The organism is Pseudonocardia cypriaca, from assembly GCF_006717045.1.
Taxonomy (GTDB): Bacteria; Actinomycetota; Actinomycetes; order Mycobacteriales; family Pseudonocardiaceae; genus Pseudonocardia; species Pseudonocardia cypriaca.
Window position 1 is genome coordinate 550,283 of sequence record NZ_VFPH01000003.1, and the last position, 21,524, is coordinate 571,806.

The following is a 21,524-nucleotide window of genomic DNA, read 5'->3' on the forward strand; positions in this document are numbered from 1 at the left end:
TCGGTCCAGCCGGGCCGGCCGAAGCGGGTGGCGATCCGATCCAGGCTGTCCCACTCGCGGTTCCGTTCCGGCTGGACCTTCCAGGTCGTGCCGCTGCCGTCCGGGGCGCGGAAGTGCGTGCTCGCCGGCAGCGTGGCGTCGTCGCTCGCCGGCAGCCGCAGTTCGGGGTTCGCGGCCTGCAGCGCGGTTCGCACGGCGGCCGGGGTCGTGCCGAGGCCGTCCGCCAGCCGGGCGACCGTGTCGGCCGGCTGGGTCCGGATGGTCCGGCCCGCACCGGCCGGCGTCGACACCGAGAACCGGGCCTCGTCCGCAGTGGCGGCGGTCCGGCTGGTCGAGGCCGCGACGTGCAGCGCCGGGACCTCGACGGGAGCGGCCGCCGCGGCGGCCGGGGCGCTCAGCCCGATCGCTGCGGCCATGCCGGACGCGATCACCCACCGGCGCAACCCGGACACCAGGCCTGCCACCCGGGCCAGCACCCTGGCCAGAACCAGCTGGGCCGCAACACCTGCCGCGTGCAGCCCGTGCCGCAGCCCGGTGTGCTTCGCACCGGCGAGGTGGAAGTCGTGCTCGTGGACGAGCAGCCGCGTCCAGAAGCTCGCCGGCAACCTGCGGGCCGCGATGTGCGCGTCGATCTCGGCCAGGGTTTCCTCGAAGACCAGCACGACGCCGCGCTCGTGCCAGCCGAACGCGATCACGCCGTGCGCCCCCGCCGGGCGCAGGCCGGCCGGCACCACCAGGACCTCGACCCCGGGCGGGCCGCGCGGCAGGTGCCGGAACCGCTCGCGGTCCAGTGCGCGGGCGACCGCGTTCAACCGGCTCGCCGAGTCGAGCATCGCCAGCCGGGCGCGTTCCTGGGGCCCGAGCGCCACCAGGCCACCGCTGCCGTGAGCGGCGGTTCCGCCAGCCCTTCCGAGGCCGTCCAGCTTGGGGCCGGCTCGGCTCAGGAACGCCCCGATCAGCGCCGGACCGACGAGGTGCAGGCGGCTGTCGTCCCGCGGGCGGAAGGACGCGATGCCCGTCAGGTGGTGGTCGGCGTCCATGGCCGGACCGCCGGAGACACCCTTGCCGAACAGGACCTCGACGGCGAGGTGTCCGGCTTCGGTCCTGGCGACCGGGCCTTGCGTGGTGAGCTCGTGGGTCTGCGGGAACCCGGAGACGGCCAGCCGCTCTCCCGGGCCTACCGGCCCACGGCGCACCGGTACCGCGTGCGCGTCGAGGTCGGGCACCTCCAGCAGCGCGAGATCCACGGTGTCCACCGAGGGAACGTGGTGGCCGAACCGTTCCACCGCCGCAGCCGCCAGCACGCGGTCGGTGCCGTACTCGTCGAGCGCCAGGGTCGTCCGATTGCTCACCCGCCTGCCGTTGACGACCAGCTCGCCCGCGTAGCGCTGCAGGTAGGCGTGCACGACGTGCAGCGCGGTGAGCACCTGCGCCGGCCGGCCGGGCGCTGCGGGGCGCACCACGACGCCGGTTCCGATGGTGGCACCGCGGTCGGTGCCGACGCGGACGATCGACCCCGCGGGGTACCCGCCGGCGAACGCGGGACCGTGATCCGCGCCGGCGGTCACCGGGGCCACCTCGAGCAACAACTCCCGGCCCGGTCCCAGCCGCAGCGTGAGGACGTCGAGCACACCGGTCGTCGCGCCGTCGACGAGGCGCGCCACCGGCGCACCCAGGTCGACCCGGCGCAGGATGAGGTCACCCGAACGGGCAGCCGGGCCTTCGCCCATCGACCACGCCAACGCCAGCAGCGCCAGCGCCTGGCCGCGCGCGGCGGTTCCGGTGCCGTCCACGAGCATCCAGGTGGCCATCTGCGCCGTGAGCCGGTCGAGGAAGTGGGCCAGGTTCGTCCGGCCCCAACCCGATTCGGTCGCCTCGATCTGCCGGCCGTCCACGACCAGCCGCCCCGGGACGCCGACCAGTTCGAGCGCAGGGTGGTCGTCGAGCAGCCCGCCCCGGAACCCGGCGCTCACCGCGTCCTGATCCACCACGACGATGTTCGCGCCGCCCAGCTCGGCCGGCACCAGCAGCAGGTGCGGCGAGAGGCGGGCGGCGGCCAGCAGGACGTCCTCCGCGACGCCCAGCTCGTCGCTCAGCCAACGTGGCGGCGCCCAGTCACGGGAAGTCCGGCCGAACACCTGGAGGATGCGTCCGGCGAGCGTGCGCTGCGGCCCGTCCGGCCGGGACGGCTGCGCGGCCGGGCGGACCAACCTGGTCCGGGTCGGCTCCTCACCGGCCCGCGGCCCGTTTCCGGCGCGGCGAGCGGCCAGCTCATGCACCGCGAGGCGGGCGGCCGGGTCGGTCGGCGTGGCCTTCACGACGACGATCCGGTGCGGCCGGATCCTCATCTCGATCGAGCCGGCGCCGAGCCGGCGCAGCGTGTCGGTGATCTCCGGCAGGTGCGGCACGACCCGCGTCCCGGTCTGGATGACCAGCACGCCGCCCACGCGCAACGCGGCCATGGCCTCGGCCAGCACGCCGATCTTCGGCCCGGTGAACGCGGTGTAGGAGACCCCGGGGAACCGCACCTCCTGGTACCACTCGGCCGGCAACCCCGCAGAGTCCAGCGCGGACAGCCACCGGTCCTGCTCGGTCAGGTCCGACGGGCGTTCCGGAGCGACCACCAACCGCCGCTCCGCGGCATCGCGCGCCCGTACCCCCGCCACCATGAAGTCGCGGGCGATCGGGTCGGCGTCGTCGTCGTGCCGCTGCCCGGTGTCCTCGTCGCGGAGCAGGTGGAAGTCCCGCTCGTGCTCCAGCAGGTGGTTCCACCAGCCGACCGTGAGACGGTCCGCGGCGATGTGCTCCTCGATCTCCGCGAAGACGTCCTCGAAGATCAGCACCACCCCGCGCGCCCGGTAGCCGAAAGCGACCACACCCGCGGCCGCTGCCGGTCGCTGGGCAGCCGGCACGAGCCGGACGTTCACCGGCGGCCCACGGGGCCGGCCCGGGTACCGCTTCCGGTCCAACGGCTGTCCGGCCTGGTACAACGCCTCGGCCACGCGCGGCATCGCCCGCCGCGCCGCTCCGGCCGCCCCGACCGCCACCAGGCCGCCGGTGACGGCCCCACCGCCCCCCGGACCGCTGCCGACCAACACGGCATGCACGGCCGGCCAGCTGGCGGCGAGCCCTGGCTCCAGCGGCAGCGCGGGCACCTCGGCGTGGCGGAACCAGCGCACCTCGGCGCTCTCACCACGCGCCTTCCGCGACAGCCTCGGAGCGACCAGCGAGTCGGCGTGACCGAGCTCCGTCACGTAGGACCAGTTGCCGTGATCGTCGACGTAGCTGCGCCCGGCCAGGGTGTAGTCGCGCCCGAGACGCAGCCCCGTCTCCTCCAGCGTCTCCCGGACCGCCGTCTGACCGGCGGTCTCGCCCGGATCACGGGCCCCGCCCGGCAGGCCCCACGTCCCCGCGTTCTGGTTCCGGCCTGCCCGGTGCTGCAGCAGCACCCACGGCGTCCCGTCCGGCGCGTGGTGCACCAGCAACAGTCCTGCCGCGCCATCAGGCCCCCAGTGGAGCTGGTCGCACGCGGCGCAGGGGGTCCACTTCCCCCTTCCGACGCGCGTGGTGGCGCGAACGGCCGGCGGGGCAGGGGGTGCGGCGATCCGGGACCGGACGAGGCCCAGGAAACCGTCGAGGCTCTCGACGGGTGGGCCCTCGCGCGGCACGGTCCCCGAGGCTCCCTGCTCGGCGAGCATCGTGAGGAAATCGGCCCACCAATGCTTGCCCAGCAGGCGGTACTCCTTGGTGTGCCGAACGGTCGCGCCGACCATGTCGGTGGTCAGGTATGCCACCGCGGAAGTGGCGTCCAGGGACACCACCATCCGGCGGGCGAGTCGGACGGCCGTCTTCGTGTCGAGGCCGTCATCCGCCAGGGCTCGCATCAGATTCATGGGCGCCACCACGCGGATCTCCCAGCCGCGCAGCCGTGCACGCAGTGGCCGGAACACCCAACGCTCCGCCTGGAACAACGTGCGGGTCCCACCCGCTCCTCCGAACGCCTTGCCTGCAGCCAGGTTCCACGCTCTCGGCAGTGCGGCGGTGATCCTCTCTCGCTCGTTCTCGGTGAACGGGCCGGCGCCGATCACCTGATCCAGCACGCCTGCAGGCCGCTGCGATCGGGTCCGCATCCAGCGGCTCCCCATCAGCCACCAGCGATGGGCGAGCTGACCGACCCCGCGGGCGAGCCGGTGCGCCGCGACGTAGACGGGGAATCCGATGACCAGCGGCGGAACAACTGAAGTCAGCACCACAACGGCTGCGGCCATCGCCCCCGCGAAGAGGACGTAGTGGCGCGCCGACCCGCTCTCCACCTTCATGAGCAGACGTTCGAGCGGGTCCTTCAAGGTCGCGATGTGGTAGAGGGACCGGTACTTGCCACCGCGGCCGATGCGGGCGGCCAGGGCGTCGCGCAGGGCCTCGTCGCGGATCCCCGGCCACGGCGCGTACGGCCCCTCGGGGCCGTCCTCGACCAGGAGGATCGTCCACCGCCCGCGCCGGTCCTGCTGCTTGCGCAGCACGTGGAAGGTGGTGCCGGGTCGGAACGTCACCTCCTGGTGCGCGGGCACGCTGGAGATCAACCCGCTGTAGCCGCCGGTGACCGAGAAGATCCGGAACTTGACCGTGGGGGTGTAGCCCTTGCGCTTGCTGGCGCTGACGATCTGCGACTCGGTCACCGTTCGACCGGGCACGTAGCGCTCCGCGTACCGGGCTGCCGCACCGACGCTCTCGAAGTGCACACCCCGGTTCACCCAACCGCGGAACGGAAGCTGGTTCAGCCCGGACACCAACGTCCGGATGTGCACGGTCCACTTGGCCAGCTCCGTGACGTTCAGCGAGCGCAGCGCCCGGTTGAACCGGGAACCCCACCTCGTGTAGTCGCGGCCCGCGATCAGGTCCTCCCACGGCACTGCGGCCAGCTCCGGGTGCCAGCTGAGCAACCGCCTGAGCGACGGGGCGACCAACCCGCGCTTCATGAGGCGCACGCGGTGCTTGCCGAGCTGCTCGCGGTACTCGGCACGCTCGGCGTCGGTGGTTCGGAACCCGTGGTCCAGCCACCACTCGCGCATCACCTCGGTCAGCGCCACCCGCGAACCGTCGTCCGACACGAACAGGTCGCCTCCGGCAACCCACACCACGTAGTGGAGCGTGTTGCGCGTGAGCGCGAACCGGCGCTCCACGTAGCGCACGCTGAGCACGCCCTCCGGGCTCGTTCGCAGCAGCGCCACGACCTCGCCGGTCAACCGCTCGACCTCGCGCGCGGTGGGCTCCGCGTTCGCGGGCCGGGGCAACCGCCCCATCACCGCGTCGACGTGCCGCTGGTGCGCCTCCTCGTCGCGCAGGCCGAGCACCCGGTCGTCGATCTCGGTCCGCAGGATCTCGGCGAGCAGACCGGCGGCCTGCAACCGCGCGAACATCTCGTTGGTGAGGACGATCACCGGGCCGTCGGCGGTGTGCAGGGTGTAGGCGCCCAGGTGATCCGCCACCCGGACCAGGCCGCGTGCCCGCAGGAGCGCTCCGGGAACCCGCAGCACCCGGGCCGGCGGGCCACGCGGGGATCCCGGCAGCTCGGCAGGGTCCACCGGCTTCGCGATGCCCCGCCGCAGCGCCTCCCGGAGCAGCGACCGCAGTAGCGGTTCGTCACCGGGCAGGAAGCCGCCGTGGATCGCCGCGCCGTCACCACCGCCGCGGGCATCCGGATTCGCGTCGAGCTGCGAACCCGGGTGCTCCTGGCCGGCCTGGTCACCGGTGAACGCGAGCCCGTAGCGGACGAACGCCGACGAGACGAGGAGGCCGAGCAGCCGGTTCTCGACGCCGGTGTCGCCGTACGTGCGCGGTTGCCGGGTGAGCACGGTCAGCTCGGTGCCGACGAGCGGGCCGTCCGGCGTGGTGAAGACCGCGGTGCCGGCGGCCGGCACCAGCGCCTCGGTGCTCGGCCCGGGCACGAGCCACAGGCTGCCGTCGGCGCGAAGCTCCCAGCGCACGCGCGTCCCGGTGCCCATCAGCGCGACGGCTTCGGGCGTGCCGAGCTCGACGGCGCCGTCGACGCCACCGCGGCGCCCGTGCGGGTTGGGGAAGCCGGGCAGGGACGCGGCGAGGGTCCGCCACGCGTGCCGCTCGGTGGTCGGGGCCACCGCCTGCTCGACGACCAGCAGCCGCACGAGCTCGTCACCCTCGACGATCAGGGAGAACACGAGGCCGTCGCGGGCGACCTGGTGGACCCGCAGTGGGCCCGTCGTCAACGTCGGAGCACCCGCGGCCCGCCACAGCTGCTCGATCAGCTCGAAGGAGCCGAGCCGGGCGTCGAGCAGCGGGGTCGATGCGGGGAAGTCGTCGGCCACCAGCAGCGGCGCGGGAACGCCCTGGCCGGCCAGCCGCCACAGGTCGCGCTCGCCCTGCATGGTCGGGGTGAACCCGGCCCGGTCGGCGAGCCTCACCACCACGGCGTCCCCGGCGCCCAGGGTGATCTCCAACCGATCGTCGGCTGCGATCGCCTGCACGAGCGCGGGGTGCACCGCGACGGCCGGCTCGAAGGACCGGAACCGTTCGGCCAGCACCAGCTCGCCCGCCGTGCGCAGGTGGTCGGCCAGCCGGCCCGCGATCTCGGCGTCGAGCCGGGCGACCCGGTCCGCCTGGTTCTCGGCGAGCGCGCGGGTGACGTCGAGCAGGTACCGGGTGACGGTGTGGCCGGCCTGGCGGCCGCCGCTCGGCACCGCGGTCACGTCGGCCAGACCGGCCTCGGCGTCGGCGAGCAGCTCCGCCGCCTGCTCGAGGTCGTACTCGTCGGCGTTCGGGTCGCTCAGCAGGTCGTGGGCCAGCACGATCTGGTCGCGCGCCTCCCGCAGCATCCACGCCACGGTGTCGGGGCGGACCCGGGTGGTCGGCGGCGCCGTGGGCGGGGACCACACCTCGAACGTCTCGTCGAAGGTGCTGGGCAGCCGGCGGTGGCCGGGGATGGTCACCGGCGAGCCGGGGCTCGCGGCGAAGACGTCGGCGGAGATCCCTTGCGCCGTGGCCTTCGCGTCGAGGTCGGTCCGGGCGCCGCTCCACTTGCCGTAGGGGTGGAGCTGCACGGTACGGATCCGGGTGACCGCGCCCCGGGGTGCAGGCAGCAGGCGCGGCTCGTACCAGGTGGTCGGGCGGGTCTGCACGAGGTAGTCCACGCCCAGCTCGGTGGCCCATCCCGTGAGGAACTCGGTGAACGCAGCCGCGAGCTCCGCCGATCGCGCCTCCCGGTCGGCCATGACGTGGCTGAGCGCGAGGATCTCGCCGTCGGTGACGAACACCGCGAGCCGGGCGATCCGGCCACCGATGTTCCCGTGCTGGTCGAGCTCGCGCGCGTAGATCACGGCGATCCGCGGGTGCAGCACGTTCTCCTGGGCGAACTCCCGCTCCACCCCGGACAGCAGGTGCTGGCAGGCGTTGCCGAACCCGCAGCCCAGGTGCAGGACCTCCACCGGGTCGGTGGACACCTCGATCAGCACGTGCTGACGGCCGATCGTCCGGCGCAGTGCGGCCGGGGCGTGCTCGCGCGCCACCCACGGGCGCACCCCTCCCAGCCGGACGGTGAGCAGATCGTGCCACCAGCTCCAGGCGACCGCGGCGGCCTCCGCGGCGGTCCCGCCGCGGTGGACGACCGCGAAGTAGCGGACCAGCAGCTGCTCCAGGTCATGCCTGCTCACCGCGCTGTACTCCACCAGGGCGTTCCACAGCATGTCCCCGGGCTTCATCGGGATCGCCCGCGATCCGGACAGCCAGACCCGCAGGAGGTTCCCGATCCCGCGGGCGACGGTCCCGCGCAGCTGCCGCTCGTAGGCGGTGAGCGAGGCAGCCCGCTTCGCCTCCTTCTCCGGCTTCCCGAGCGCGAGCAGGTGCAGATCGGCCCGGACGTCCTCGGTCAGGTTCTGCGCCGCCAGAACCCCGTCCAGGCGGGCGAGGGTGCGCGCCAGGCTCAGCCACGCGCCCAGGTACAGCTTGCGGTCATGGCCCCAGGCGGCGTCAGGCGCGTTCGCGAGGAGCTCGTCGAGCGCCGGGCCCCAGGTCGTGCCGAGCAACGACTCGGTCAGGTCCGACAGCATGGCCGCGCCGCGACGGCGCTTGGGCAGGTCAGCCAGCCACTGCGACCCGCCGGTGGCCGCGATCAGCAGCGCCAGCGCGAGCCGGTCGCGCATGGCCGCCTTGCGCGCCCACCACCCGTCCAGCCAGTACGGCCTGCCGAGCGCCTCGGCCACCCAGCTCGGCAGGTCCGCCACCGCGGCCCAGACCGGGTCGCCCGCGGCGGCGAACGGCCGCCGCAGCGCCTGGAACAGCCGGACGACCAGCGTGGTCCGCCATGCCTCCGCCCCGGCGACCGGTTCGGCGGCGACGTCCCGCAGCACGCCCAACGCGGTGAGCCACAACAGCGTGCTCGGCGACGAGCCGAGCGACGGGTCGTCGGTGATCATGAGGATCCGCCGGGCCACGTCCAGCCGCCGCACGATCACGGCCAGCTCGCCGGCGAGCTGCGCGCGCACCCCCGGGTCCGCGACCTCGGCGAGCTGCTCGGTGAGCAGGGCCGCTCGCGTCGTGGCGTCCGTGAGCTCGGAGCGCGCTGCCGCCGACCCCCGGCCGGGCCGGTGCTCGGCCGCCGCGGACAGCGCCGAGTCGACGATCCGGGTCAGCTCGGCCATGCCCCCGGCCGCCGACGTCCGCAGGCTCGCCTGCTCGGCCGCCAGCGCGTCCAGCCACTGCCCGGCCAACCGCTGAGCGCTGCCCCGGCGCCGCTCCCGCCACGCCGCCAACTCCTCGCCGGACGCGTCCGCGCCCGGCCGGTTCACCCGGTACGCGTGCTCGTGCGCGAGCACCCGCTCCAGGAAGTCCGCCGGCAACAGACCCTTCGCCTGCAGCCTCCGCATCACCACCAGCTGCTCGTCGGTGACGTACACCCGCCCCCGGAACGTGTAGGCGATGACGTTGCGCAACGTCTCGTCGCCGACACCCCGCTCACGCAGTTCCGCCGCGAGCACCAGCAGACCGCCCGCGCCGCCGTCACGAGTCAGCAGCCGGACCGGCCGCGCCGCACCCAGCGCCGCCTCGAAACCGTCGCGAGCCGCACCCAACGGCTCCACCGCCAGCGCACCACCGGACGGTTGCCGCGCGCCGCACCGCTCGCAGAACCGGTGGTCGTGCGCGACCACCTCGCCGCATTGCGCGCAGTCATGCGTCGCCGCGGCTTCTTCCCGGGGGAGATCGGTGGCGAGCGCCCGCTCGGCGCGTTCGAGGACCTGGCGTGCCTCCGCGCGCGATACCGGGTGCGCTTCGGCGCGAGCGATGAACGCGCGCAGCACGGCCAGTTCACCGATCAGCTCGCCGTGCAGCCCACGCAGGGTCCGGCCGCCCTGTGGGGACAGGTCGCTGACGTCCTCCCACACCATGTGCGCCAGGTATGCGCCGTTGTCGAGGCGGGTCAGCCGCAGATCGCGGACCACGAATGCGGAACCGGGGATGAAGGTGAGCTCGTGGAAGCGCCCCCCGGCGAACCACTCGATCACCCGGGAGGAGTTTCGGCCGGTGCGCGAACGGACCTCGATGGTGACCGGCATCTCGCTGTAGTACGCAGTGCGCAGCCCGGCGGTCGGGTCAGCGCCCGGCGGCGCGTACCTGGGGATCTCCGTGCTACCGAACCCGGGGTCGACCACGAGCCCGCCGACCGGGTGGGTCTCGGGCAGCCGGGCGATGTCCCGCTGGGACAGCCAGATGCCCCGGTAGGCGGAGGTGCCGCTGACGGCGTTCAGCTGGTTGAACCCGGAGGTCGCGGCCCGGATGAAGGCGTCGTGGCGGCTGATCTGCTCGGGGTCGCCTGAGCGCAGCGCAGCATTGGGTTCGGCGTAGAACGCCGTCAGGTACACGATCATCGCGTGCAGGTCCGCCCGCGGTATGTCGCGGAGCGCACCCCGCGCATGGATCGTGTCGATCAGCAGGTGGACGCTCGCGGCGCGTGCGGAGTTGACCGGCGGGTCGGCCAGGTAGCGACGCTGGTCCTCCTCGGAGGAACGGAAGCCGGGGTTGCCGTAGTACTCGCCGTACGCGGCGGCGGGTTGGTCGCTGGTCACCGGGAGGGGGTCGGTGCCCAGTGCCGCGAGCACCGGGTGGCGTACGAGGACGGCCTCGGCTTCGGCCGCCAGCGCGCGCAGCCACTGCCCGGCCAACCGCTGAGCGCTGCCCCGGCGCCGCTCCCGCCACGCCGCCAACTCCTCGCCGGACGCGTCCGCGCCCGGCCGGTTCACCCGGTACGCGTGCTCGTGCGCGAGCACCCGCTCCAGGAAGTCCGCCGGCAACAGACCCTTCGCCTGCAGCCTCCGCATCACCACCAGCTGCTCGTCGGTGACGTACACCCGCCCCCGGAACGTGTAGGCGATGACGTTGCGCAACGTCTCGTCGCCGACACCCCGCTCACGCAGTTCCGCCGCGAGCACCAGCAGACCGCCCGCGCCGCCGTCACGAGTCAGCAGCGGGGTCGGCGTGGCCGTGCCGAGCGCGGCCTCGAACCCCTCGCCGGCCGGGCCGAGCGGCTCCACCGCGAGCGCGCCGCCGCGCCGACCGCCGGCGGAGCCGGGCGGCGGGCCACGCGGGCGCGCCGCCGAGAACGGCAGCCTCGGCTTGATCTGCCGCTCCCACGTGTCGGTCGTCCTCACGTGGCGCAGAGCTTCGACGCCCAGGAAGGTGATCAGCCCGTAGGCCCCGAACACCAGGCTCGCGACCTGGACGGCCAGGTTGTCCGGGTTGAGGCCGATCAGCCCGAGCGCGATCAGCGAGGCGCCGATCGTGAAGTTCGCGGTGGCGCCGCGCTTGGGGGCCTTGCGGCCGAGCGACAGCTCCAGAGCCACACCCAGCCGGGAGGCGTAGTAGGTGGTGCCGGTGAGCACCGCCGCGGACACCGCGGAGAGGACGTTCAGGTCGACCGCGAACTGGACGGTGAGCAGCAGGTTGGCCACCGTCAGCACCGGGAAGCCGATGACCTGGACCATCCACCGGAACCGGGGGTGCCCGCCGATGTCGTAGCCGGCCCAGCCGCTGGCCGCCGATGCGGCGGCGTGCAGCAGGAACGCGGTGTCGGCCACCGCGTAGACGGCGTTGACCCAGAACGCGAGCCCGCTGCTGGTGGAGGCGAGCGCGATGTGCCCGACCAGGTTGACGAGGAACGTGGTCGCGAGCGTGGTGTGCAGCCCCCGGCCGAACCGTCCGGAGTGCGGGTTCATGTCCATGATCGAGTTGGCGGTCGCCCCGATCAACCGGCTGATCCGGTCCTGGTAGATCGAGTACTCCTTGATCGCCAGCTTCTGCCGGTCGGAGACCCTCTCGCCGGGCAGCAGCGGGGTGTAGCGCAGCGCCGCGGCGAGGCGCATGAACTCCTCGGTGAGCCGGTCGTACTCGTCCAGCACGTGGCGCAGGTGCGCCTCGCGGCCGCGACCCGGCACCGGCTCGAGCTCGTACGGCAGGTTCTTGCGGATCAGGTGCGCCTGCCAGGCGATCACGTTCAGGTCGACCCGGCCGCGCTCGATGAGCGACTCACCGAACACCCGCGCCTGCTGGGTGTGCGCGGTGCGGGTCAGCGTGATGGCGCCGCGCACGATGAACGCCACGCTGTTGGTGATGGTGAGGGCCCCTGTCGGGGCGAGCGCGGTCACCGGGCCGAAGGCCATCACCACGCCGGCGACCATGAGCGCGCCGCCGATCGCCATGTTGAGCCGGAAGCGCTTGCGCAGGGTCGCGCGCATCTCGGCGATGTCCCGCTCGCTCTGGACCGCCTGCTTCTGGGTGGCTTCCACGTCGTCCCTGACCGCGTCCATCCACTCGGTGCGGTCCGGCGATCCCGCGGTGGTGCGGGTGGCGGCGTCGACCTGCGCGGCGAGCACCATGGCCTGAACGCTGTAGTCGACGCCGAGCGCCGTGGCCCGTTCCGCCGGGCGCAGGCCCTGCCGGTCGAGCCACGCGTCGGCCCACCGGTCCAGCCGGCCCGCCACCTTGGCGACCTGCTCGGAGGCCGCCAGCTGCAGCGCCCGCTTGTAGAGGCCGAAGGTGTTGCGGCCCTCCACGACGTCCGGGGTCACCGCGTGGTGCCAGCGCAGCATCGAGCGCATCTGCTCGTGCGCGTGCCAATGGCCGGGACCGATCAGCACGTGGTCCGCGTCGTTCGTCCGCCCGGCGGCGCGCTGCTCCTCCACCCACGCGCGGACGAACTGCTCCCGCCTGATGGGGAGGGCACGCAGGAAGTCGTCCCACTGGCCGGAGGTGATCTCGTCGAAGGCCCACTGCTGGCCGCGGCGGCGCGCGTTGCCGTACACCCGGTTGGCGTTGCCGTGCAGCATGAGCTGGACGGCCCGCCTGCCGCCCGGCTTCGACTCGATCTCCTCGAACAGCGGCGTCATGTCGTGGTAGTGCCGCTCGTAGTTGTCCTCGGTCGGTGCCTTCACCGAGTCCGAGCCCCACAGGAACCGGTCCTCGTGCCCGAGCACCAGCCGCACGAACCGCTTGCGGATCGCCTCGCTGGCGTAGATGTGCTGGGCGAGGTCGTTCCACGAGACGTCGAAGTTGACCTGCTCCTTGGGGAAGGTGCGCAGCACCCAGTCGATGGCCTCGAGGTGGTTCTCCGACAGGGTGGTCCACTTGCCGGTGCCGAGGTGCGCGAGCACGACGTTGGCGTTCGGGTACTGGCGCAGCAGCCCGAGCAGCGGCACGAGGTAGCGCTCGTCGGGCAGGCCCGCCTTGTAGAGACCGTCCGCGCGCAGCCGGGCCAGGCCCGCGTCGTTGTGGATGATCACCATCTGGCCGGTCTCCGACGACGCCTGCAGCAGCTCGCGGGTGTGCGGGGAGTACATGTCGGGCGCGGAATCGGGAAGCGTGTCGGCCAGCCGGTGCTTCGACAGGTCCCCCAGGAGGATCCGCAGGCCGCCGACATTGGCGCTGAGCCGCTCGATCAGCTCCAGCGGGTTCAGGCTGGTGCCGGCGTGGTCGGCCGGGAACACCTCGACGAGCCCCGGCGCCACGTCGCGCAGGTGGGCGAAGGTGATGAGCCCGCCGCGCAGCGACTTCTTGACGACCTCGGCCGCCTTGATCAGCTTGCCCGCGTAGTCCAGGTACGCGGGGTTGAGCACGTGCGCTGCCTGCGGGCCGAGCAGCCGGGTCACGCCCTCCTTCGCGAACGTGGTCTCGGCCACCGCGTACGCCATGTCCGGGTGCGTGATCAGCATCGCGTGCAGGTAGCCGCGTGCTCCGGGGATGTCCAGCCGTGCCCCCGAGATGCCCGGCACCACCCGCCAGCGCAGGTTCGAGTCGAGGCCCCGGACACTGTCGAAGAGCCGGACGTCGGGGAACTTGCCGCGCATGGCGAGCATCGGGATGTTGAAGGTGATGCCCAGCCGGTAGACGCCGATCTGGGCGTAGTAGAAGCTGCCCGACCCGGCGGTGAACAGGCCCATGCCCCGCTGCGGGATCGGCGAGAGGATCACCACGCCCTGGTGGCCCGCACCGCGCATCATCTTCAGCTGGTTCTCGATCCGCACGTAGCGCGGGTCGGAGTAGTCGTTGTGGTGCAGGTGCGTGTCCCACAGCAGCCCGAGCGCGCGGCGCTGCTTGCCGATCAGCTCGGCGGCCCTCCGCTCGACCCCGAGCTCGACCAGCCGCTCGCGCAGCAGCTCGACGTCGCTGGTGTCGATCGACGCGGCGGAGGCCCCGTACTCCGCGGCCACCGGCGGGGCGCCGGTCACCAGGGTGCGCCAACGCGCCCACAGCGCGGCCCGGGCCGGGATGAACTTGTCCACCCAGCGCAGCCGCTCGCCCGGGTTCGCCTCCGGGAACCGGGTCATCTCGGCGACCGTGTCGAACGGGATTCCGGTCGCCTTGTGGATCCGGAAGTTCGACATGCCGTTCTCGGACGCCGTGACGACGGCGTCCTCCACCGCGTCGTAGAAGGCGACCAGGGCGTCGCCCTCCTCGACCAGCTTCTCGTCCACCCGCGTCGTGGCGTGGTGGAGGCCGTCGTGCGCAGCCCGCATCAGTGCGGTCAGGAGGTCGGTCACGTTCGTGCCCGCGGTCCACCCCGGCGGCGCCACCGACGGCCTGCCGACGGCGACGGCGGCCTCGGTGACCACGACCGGCAGCTCGAGCAGGACCGCGGCACGCGCGATCGCCGTCTGCTCGGACAAGGCCGGGTCGGCGTCGCGCAGGGCCGCCACGACGAACGTCACCCAGCCGCGGCGGGCCTTCCAGCGCTCCAGGTGGTCCCGCAGGTCGGTGACGGCCGCCTGGTAGGCGTCGATCGTGCCGTCCACGCCCGCCTTGTGGGTGTCCACCACCGTCGTCAACTGCCGCTTCACCGACGGGGCGTATCCGTGGCGGCGGATCCGCCGCTGGTGCCGCTGGTGCTGGTCGACGGCCTCCTGCCGGGCAGCGATGGCCAGGTTGTGGAACTCCGTGGCGTAGCGCAGCACCACCGGACGCCAGCGCGGCTGCCCGGCGAACGCGACCAGGGTGTGGTCGCGCACCTGCTCGAACTCGTGGACGAGCACGGTCAGCACGTCGGCCCGGCCGTCGGCCACCAGCTGGGCGAGCTCCCGGCGAGCGCGGGCTGTGAGCAGCTCACCGTCGCGCTGAGCCGGGTTGGCGACGGCGCGCTCGGCCAGCACCGCGACCGTGTGCGCCTGCTCGTGCGTGAGCCCGGCCCACGGCGCGAACAGCGCCTCGACCAGCTCGTGCAGCACGCCCGCCGCATCGTCGGCGTAGATGTGCAGCGTGCCGTCCGGGCTGAACCTGTGCCCCGCATCGGCGGACAGGCCCATGCGCCGGTCCACGATCGGCCGCTTCAACCGGTGGAACGCGATCGCAGGGGGTGCCCGCGGGGCGGCCGGGTTCCGCCGCAGCAGCTCGGACGACGCCGGGCCGTCGAACTCCCCCGCCAGGTACTCGGCGGCCGCCTGCCGCCACAGCCCGACCAGGTCGCTCGGCTCGCCTGGCCCGACGGGCAACGTGCCACCGGCACGCAGCTGGTCGCCCAGCGTGGCTCGCCGGATCGGGGACAGGCCCCGGCCGCGGAGCTTGCCGGCGAACCCGGTCTCGTCCATCCGGGAGCCGTGCGGCTTGCGCAGCCCGGAGGCCGGCGGCGCACCGCCGGTGACGACGCCGCCGCCCGCGGCGTTCTCGGCGTCCAGCGCGGCGCGCGTGGACCGCACCGCCTCGGTGGTGCTCCGCACCGCGGCTTCCAGGTGCCTGCGGTGCGCCGCGACCGCGCGCAGGGCGCGGCTCGGAGTCATCTCGAGGATGTCCGGGGCCAGCGGCTCACCCGGAGGGTCCAGCGTCAGGTCCGGGTCGCGGGAGATCGCGGCCACCACGTCCTCGCCGAGCCCCAGCGCGGCGGCCACGGCCTTGACGACGTCGGCCTCGCTGCGCCGGCCGGTGGAACGGAGCTTGCTGACCAGCCACGGCACCGAGCCGTGGGTGAACTCGTGCAGCCGGAGCACGGCCTCGTCGCTGCGGGCGAGTGCATCCTCGTGAGCCAGCGCGGCCGGGGTCGGCACCCGCCCGGCCTCCACCCAGCGGGCCACCTCCCGGCGCGGCAGGCCGAGCAGCCTGCCCACCTGACGCGCGGAGAGCCCGCTGTTGAGGGCGTGCAGCGCGGCGTCGCGGCGCAGCGCGATCAACTCGTCGGGCCCGAGGGCGATCACGGTGTGGTCGACCGGCCGGTGCCAGAGGCTCCACACGCGGACCACCAGGTCACCGACGACAGTGAACCGCTCGCTGAGTGCCACGGCCTCGCGCATCCCGCGGATCCGGGCCAGCCGCGGGTCGTCGATGGGCAGCGCGATGACGTCGCCGCGCATCACCCGGCGGACGCGGTACTCGGCCCACCACCGGTACGCCTCCCGGCCACCGCTGCGCAGGTGCCGCAGCGGGTGCGCCAACCCACTGTCGATCATCTTGACCAGGTCGGCGACGGCGCCACCCATCTCGCGCAGCCACCTGATCGGGCGCAGCAGCTCGAGCAGGTCGACGTCCCGGCCGGTGGTGACCCCGACGCCCATCAGCACGATCAGCCCGGCCACGACGGCAGCGGCGACCTGGTCGGACAGCGCCGCCGGCAGGCCGACCAGCGCCGCCACGCCACCGAGCACGACCACGAAGGAGCCGAACGCGTCGGACAGCGCGTGCGCGGCGGAGGCCTTGCCCGTGCTGTTGCCGGTGTTCTTGTAGAGCCAGAAGCCCACCCCGTTGGCGGCCAGACCCAGCACGCCGCCACCGACGACCCACCACGGTGACCCGGTCAGGTGGTGCGTCCCGGTGATCGCGTCGACGCCGATCAGCACCCCGCTGACCAGGATGGCGATCCCGATCGACCGGTCCGCGGCGGTGTCGAACCGCTTCGCCGCGATCCGCGCCGCCGCGATCGCCAGCAGGCCGGGCATCAGGTCGAACAGGTTGTGGAACGCGTCGGCGAGCACCGCTCCCGAGCCGGTCAGGACGCCGATGACGACGCCGGCCGCCGCGGCCACGGCGAGCACCGGCAGCGCGATCCAGGCCGCCTTCGCCAGCCCCAGCCGTGCCCACTCGCGCTCGACCGGAGTGCCCTTGGCCACGTCGGGCACCTCGGGCTCGTCGTGCCCGTGGCTGTGGCCGTGCCCGCGGCCGGCCGCGGTGTGCTCGAACGGCCGGGCCACCCCGACCCTGCGCTCGAACAGCGCGGCCGACCGGGTGGCGACGCCGGTTGCGGTGCGCACGTAGGTGAACCCGAACCGCAGGTGCAGCTGGTGCAGCTCGGCGTTGGTCGTCCACGCGTCGAGCCGCACCCACTCCCGGCCGGAGTCGATGGCGATCTGGTCGGCGTGCGCGAGCAGCGCGGCACCCACCCCCTGGCCCGCGGCGTCGACGCTGACCATCAGCCGGTGCACCATCACCGCGGTGGCCAGCTCCTCGGCGGTCCACATCCCGGGCGTCGCCTCGAAGTCGATCGCGATGGTGCCCAGCACCGTGCCGTCGCGGGTGGTGGCCATCCAGGTCCGCCCGGCCCGCACCGACTCCGCGACCCTTGCCCGCCAGGTGCTCGGCGTGATGCCGCCGGTCCACTGGTCCGAGCCGCGCGCGGCGAGCCAGTCGGCCCGCTCGAGGCGCAGCTGCACCACCGCATCGATGTCGGCCTCGGTGGCCCGGCGGATCACCAGGTCCGGGTCGGACACGCCGGCCGGCCCGCCGCGCGCAGCGCGGTGCCGCCACCACGCGCGCAGCCCGAACCACGCCGCCACCGCACCGGCCAGCGCGCCGACGACGAGCAGGATCCGGCCGAACGGAGAGGGCTCCCCGGTCGCGGGCGGCGCACGGATCGTCGGCCGGCCGCTCTGCGGGTGGGCCGTCGCGGGGGAGCCGACCGGTTGCGCCGTCCCGCTCGCCGGTGTGTTCGGCGCAGCCGTGCTCGGCGCCACCGCCGTGGTCTGGCCCGCACCCGGAGTGGCCTGCGCGCTCGTCGACGGCGCCGTGGGCGGCGGACCCTTCGCCGCGCCGTTGTCGAGCGGGCCGCCGAGCAGCAGCACCGCGAGGACGCCCGCGGCCGCCGCCACGCGTGCGACCCGCCCGGGACGCGCACGGCCGGCGACCGGCCCGGCACCCGGCCCCGCCGGACCGACGCCCGGCCCGGTCGGCCCGCTGGGTCCGGTCGGCCCGCTGGGTCCGGTCGGCCCGGTGGGTCCACGCGGCCCCGACGACGGCGGGCCACCGGGGCGGCCCGGCAGCGACCGGGCCGGCACCTCGCGGCGCGGGATCAGGCCGGCGAACCGCTCCACCAGGCCGCGGACCACGATGACGATCGGCACCGAGGCCCCGATCACGAGCCCGATCAGCTGCACCTCCACGTTTCCTGCATTCAGGTTCATCAGGCCGAGGGCGATCAGCGACGAGCCGATCATGAAGTTCGCCGCGGCTCCGCGCTTGGGGGCCCGGCGGCCCAGGTTCAGCTCCAGCGCCACGCCCCGGTTCAGCACGTACGCGGTGGTGAAGGTCAGCACCATCGCCGAGAGCGCCGGGATGATGTGGCCGTCGACCGCGAACTGGATGCCGAGCAGGAAGTTGGCCGTCGTCAGCACCAGGAAGCCGGGCACCTGCACCATGAACCGGAACCACGGGTGGGTGCTGATGTCGTAGCCGGCCCAGCCGCTCGCGGCACCCGCCACGGCGTGCAGCCCGAAGATGGCGTCGGACACGGCGTACGCGGCGTTGACCATGAACGTCAGCGGGTCACCCGCGGTCACCGCGAGTGCGAGGTGCCCGATCAGGTTGACCGCGAACGTCGTCGCCAGTGTGGTGTGCACCAGCCGGCCGGTGATCCCGGAGTGCGGGTTCAGCCCGACGATCGAGTTGGCGGTCGCGCCGATCAACCGGCTGATCCGGTCCTGGTAGGTGGAGTACTCGGCCACCGCGAGCTTCTGCCGGGCCGCCACCGAGACCCCGTTCAGCGGCGCGTAGCGGATCGCGGCAGCCAGCCTGAGGAACTCGTCGGTGAGCCGGTCGAACTCGGCGAGCTTGGCCGCCACGAAGTCCGGGTCCGACCTGCCCACGACGCGGGTGAGCTCGTCGGGCAGGTACTTGCGGATCAGGTTGGCCTGCCAGGCGATCACGTTGAGGTCGATGCGCCCCCGCTCGATGATCGACTCGCCGAACACCCGCGCTTGCTGGCCGTGCCCGGTCCGCGTCACGGTGATCGTGCCGCGGGCGATGAACGCAATGCTGTTCGAGATGGCGAACACGCCAGCCGGGACCAGCTCCGGCAGCGGTCCGAACCAGGCCAGCCACGCCCCGGTGGCCATCAGGCCGACACCGATCGCGAGGTTGACGCGGAACCGCTTGCGCAGCTCCTTGCGCAGCTCGCCGAGCTTGCGCTCGGTGGCGTTGGCGTCGCGCTGGGTGCCGTCCACGTCGGCCAGCACCTTGTCCATCCACTCGCGACGGTCCGGGCCGCCCGCCCTGGTGCCGGTGATCACGTCGACCTGCTGGGCGGCCACGATCGCCTCGGGTGTGTAGTCCACGCCGAGCACAGCGGCGTCGTCGGCCGGGCGCAGCCCGCCGCGCTCCTTCCACCACAGGGCCAGCTGGGTGAGGCGCTCGCTGAGCACGATCTTCGCGTCGAGTGCGATCAACCGCAGCGCGCGCCACCGCAGACGCAGGGTGTCCTTGCCCGCGACGACCTTGCCGGTGACAGCCCAGTGCCAGCGGAGGAACGACTGCATCTGCTCGTGCTCGCGCCAGTTGCCGGGGCCGTCCGCGACGATCGCGCCGTCCGCACGGCGGGTCGCGACCCGACCGGCACCGCTCTGGTCATCGGCCCAGTCGAGGACGAACTGCCTGCGGTTGTCGGGCAGCGCGTCGAGGAACGGCGTCCACTTGCCCGAGGTGATCTCGTTGTACGCCCACTGCTCGCCGCGGCGGCGGGCGTTGCCGAGCACCCGGGCGGCGTTGCCGTGCAGCATCAGCTGGACGGCCCGCTCGCCGCCCGGCTTCGACTCGATCTCCTCGAACAGCGGCGTCATGTCGTGGTAGTGCCGCTCGTAGTTGTCGGGCGTCGGCGCCTTCACCGAGTCCGAGCCCCACAGGAACCGCTTCGGGTGGGCCAGTACCAGCTGGACGAACCGCTTGCGGGTCGCAGCGCTCGCCTTGATGTGCTGCGCCAGGTCGTTCCACGACACGTCGAAGTTGACCTGCTCCTCCGGGAAGGTCTGGAGGATCCAGTCGATGACGTCGAGGTGCGTGTCGGAGAACGTGGTCCACTTGCCGAGCCCGAGGTGGGCCATCACCACGTTCGACCCGGGGTACTTGCGCAGCAGCCCGATCAGCGGCATCAGGTAGCGCTCGTCGGTCTGCCCGGCCTTGTAGAGACCGTCGATGCCCAACCGGGCCAGACCGGCGTCGTTGTGGATGATCACCATCTGGCCGGTCTCCTGCGACGCCCGCAGGAGCTCCTCGGTGTGCGGGCTGTACATCTGCAGCTCGCCGGTGTCGGACCGGTACGCCTTCGCCGCCGCGCGGGCGAGGCTCTTCGCCTTCCTCGGCAGCGAGACCTCGTTGAGCAGCTGCTCCAGCTGGTGCCGGTTCTCGTTCAGCCGCTCGAGCAGCGCGACCGGGTCGAGGGTGGTGCCGCCACCGCCGGCCGGGAACACCTCGGCCAGGCCCGGTGCCAGCTCCACCAGGTACCTGCGGCTGATGTGGTGCTTGCCCAGCGAGCGCTTGACGTGCCGGGCCGCGTCGATCAGCTTGCCGGCGTACGCCAGGTAGTCCGGGTTGAGCACGTGCGCGGCCTGACGGCCCAGCAGGCGGGTCACGCCCTCCTTCGCGAAGGTGGTCTCGGCCACGGCGTACGCCAGGTCGGGGTGCGTGATCAGCATCGCGTGCAGGTAGCCCCGCGCGCCCGGGATGTCGACCCGGGCACCGGAGATGCCCGGGATCGCCCGCCAGCCCAGGTCCTCGTCCTTCTTGCGCAGGTCGCGGACGCCGTCGAACAGCCGGACGTCGGGGAACTTGCCGTGCATGGTCAGCATCGGCACGCCGAACGTGACGCCGAGGCGGACCACGCCGATCTGCGCGTAGTAGAAGGAGCCCGAGCCCGCGGTGAAGACGCCACGGCCGCGCTGCGGGATCGGCGAGAGGATCACCACGCCCTGCATGCCCGCGGCCCGCATGTAGGCCAGCTGGCTGGCGATGCGGGTGTAGCGCGGGTCGGAGTAGTCGTTGTGGTGCAGGTGGGTGTCCCACAGCAGCCCGAGGGCGCGGCGCTCCTTGCCGACGAGGGCCGCGGCCCGCTCCTCCACGCCGAGTGCGACCAGCCGTGCTTCCAGCTCCCCGAGGTCACGGGTGTCGATGGAGTTCGCGGCCGCCCGGTACTCGCGCGGCGGAGCGGCCTGCGGGTTCGCCCATGCCCAGATCGCGACGTAGGTCTGGATGAACTTGTCGACGATCGGCATCCGCTCGCGCGGGTTCGGCTCCATCCGGCCCGTCATCGCCGAGACCGTCGCGAAGTCGATCCCGGTGGACTTGTGGATGCGGAAGTTCGACATGCCCCGCCCGGACGCCTCGACGACCGCGCCCGCCACGACCTGGTAGAAGCCCGGGTCGGCCCCGGTCGGGTCCTCGCGGACGAGCGTGTCGCCGAACACCCGCAGCGTCCGGTCCACCCGCTCGCTGCTGTCCTCCAAGGCACCCCGGCGCGTGTCCATCATGGCGCGGAGCTGCTCGGCCGCCGCGACCTCCGGGTTCCAGTGCGCAGGCGGCGCGGCCGCGCGACCGCCGTGGACGGCGTGCGCCACCACGGAAGCCGGCAGGTCCAGCAGCACGCGGGCCATCTCGATCGCCGTGTCCTCGGCGAGCGTCGCGTCCGCCGCGCGCAGCGCCGCGACCGCGAACGCCGCCAGGTCGGCACGACCGGTCCACGCGTTCACCGCGTTGTCGAGCTGCTCGGCGGCGCGGTTGAACTCGTCCGCGGCCGCGTCCAGACCGGTGTCAGCGGCGGCGCCATT

At 73.4% G+C, this 21,524-nt stretch carries 1 protein-coding gene (cut by both window edges); it reads right to left on the reverse strand.

All 21,524 nt of this window come from inside a single coding sequence — locus FB388_RS34470, GNAT family N-acetyltransferase, on the reverse strand. Of the gene's 59,778 coding nucleotides, 22,143 precede the window and 16,111 follow it; the stretch shown corresponds to coding positions 22,144-43,667 (codon 7,382, complete, through codon 14,556, partial); reading right to left, the first codon wholly in view occupies positions 21,522-21,524. The start codon and the stop codon both lie outside this window.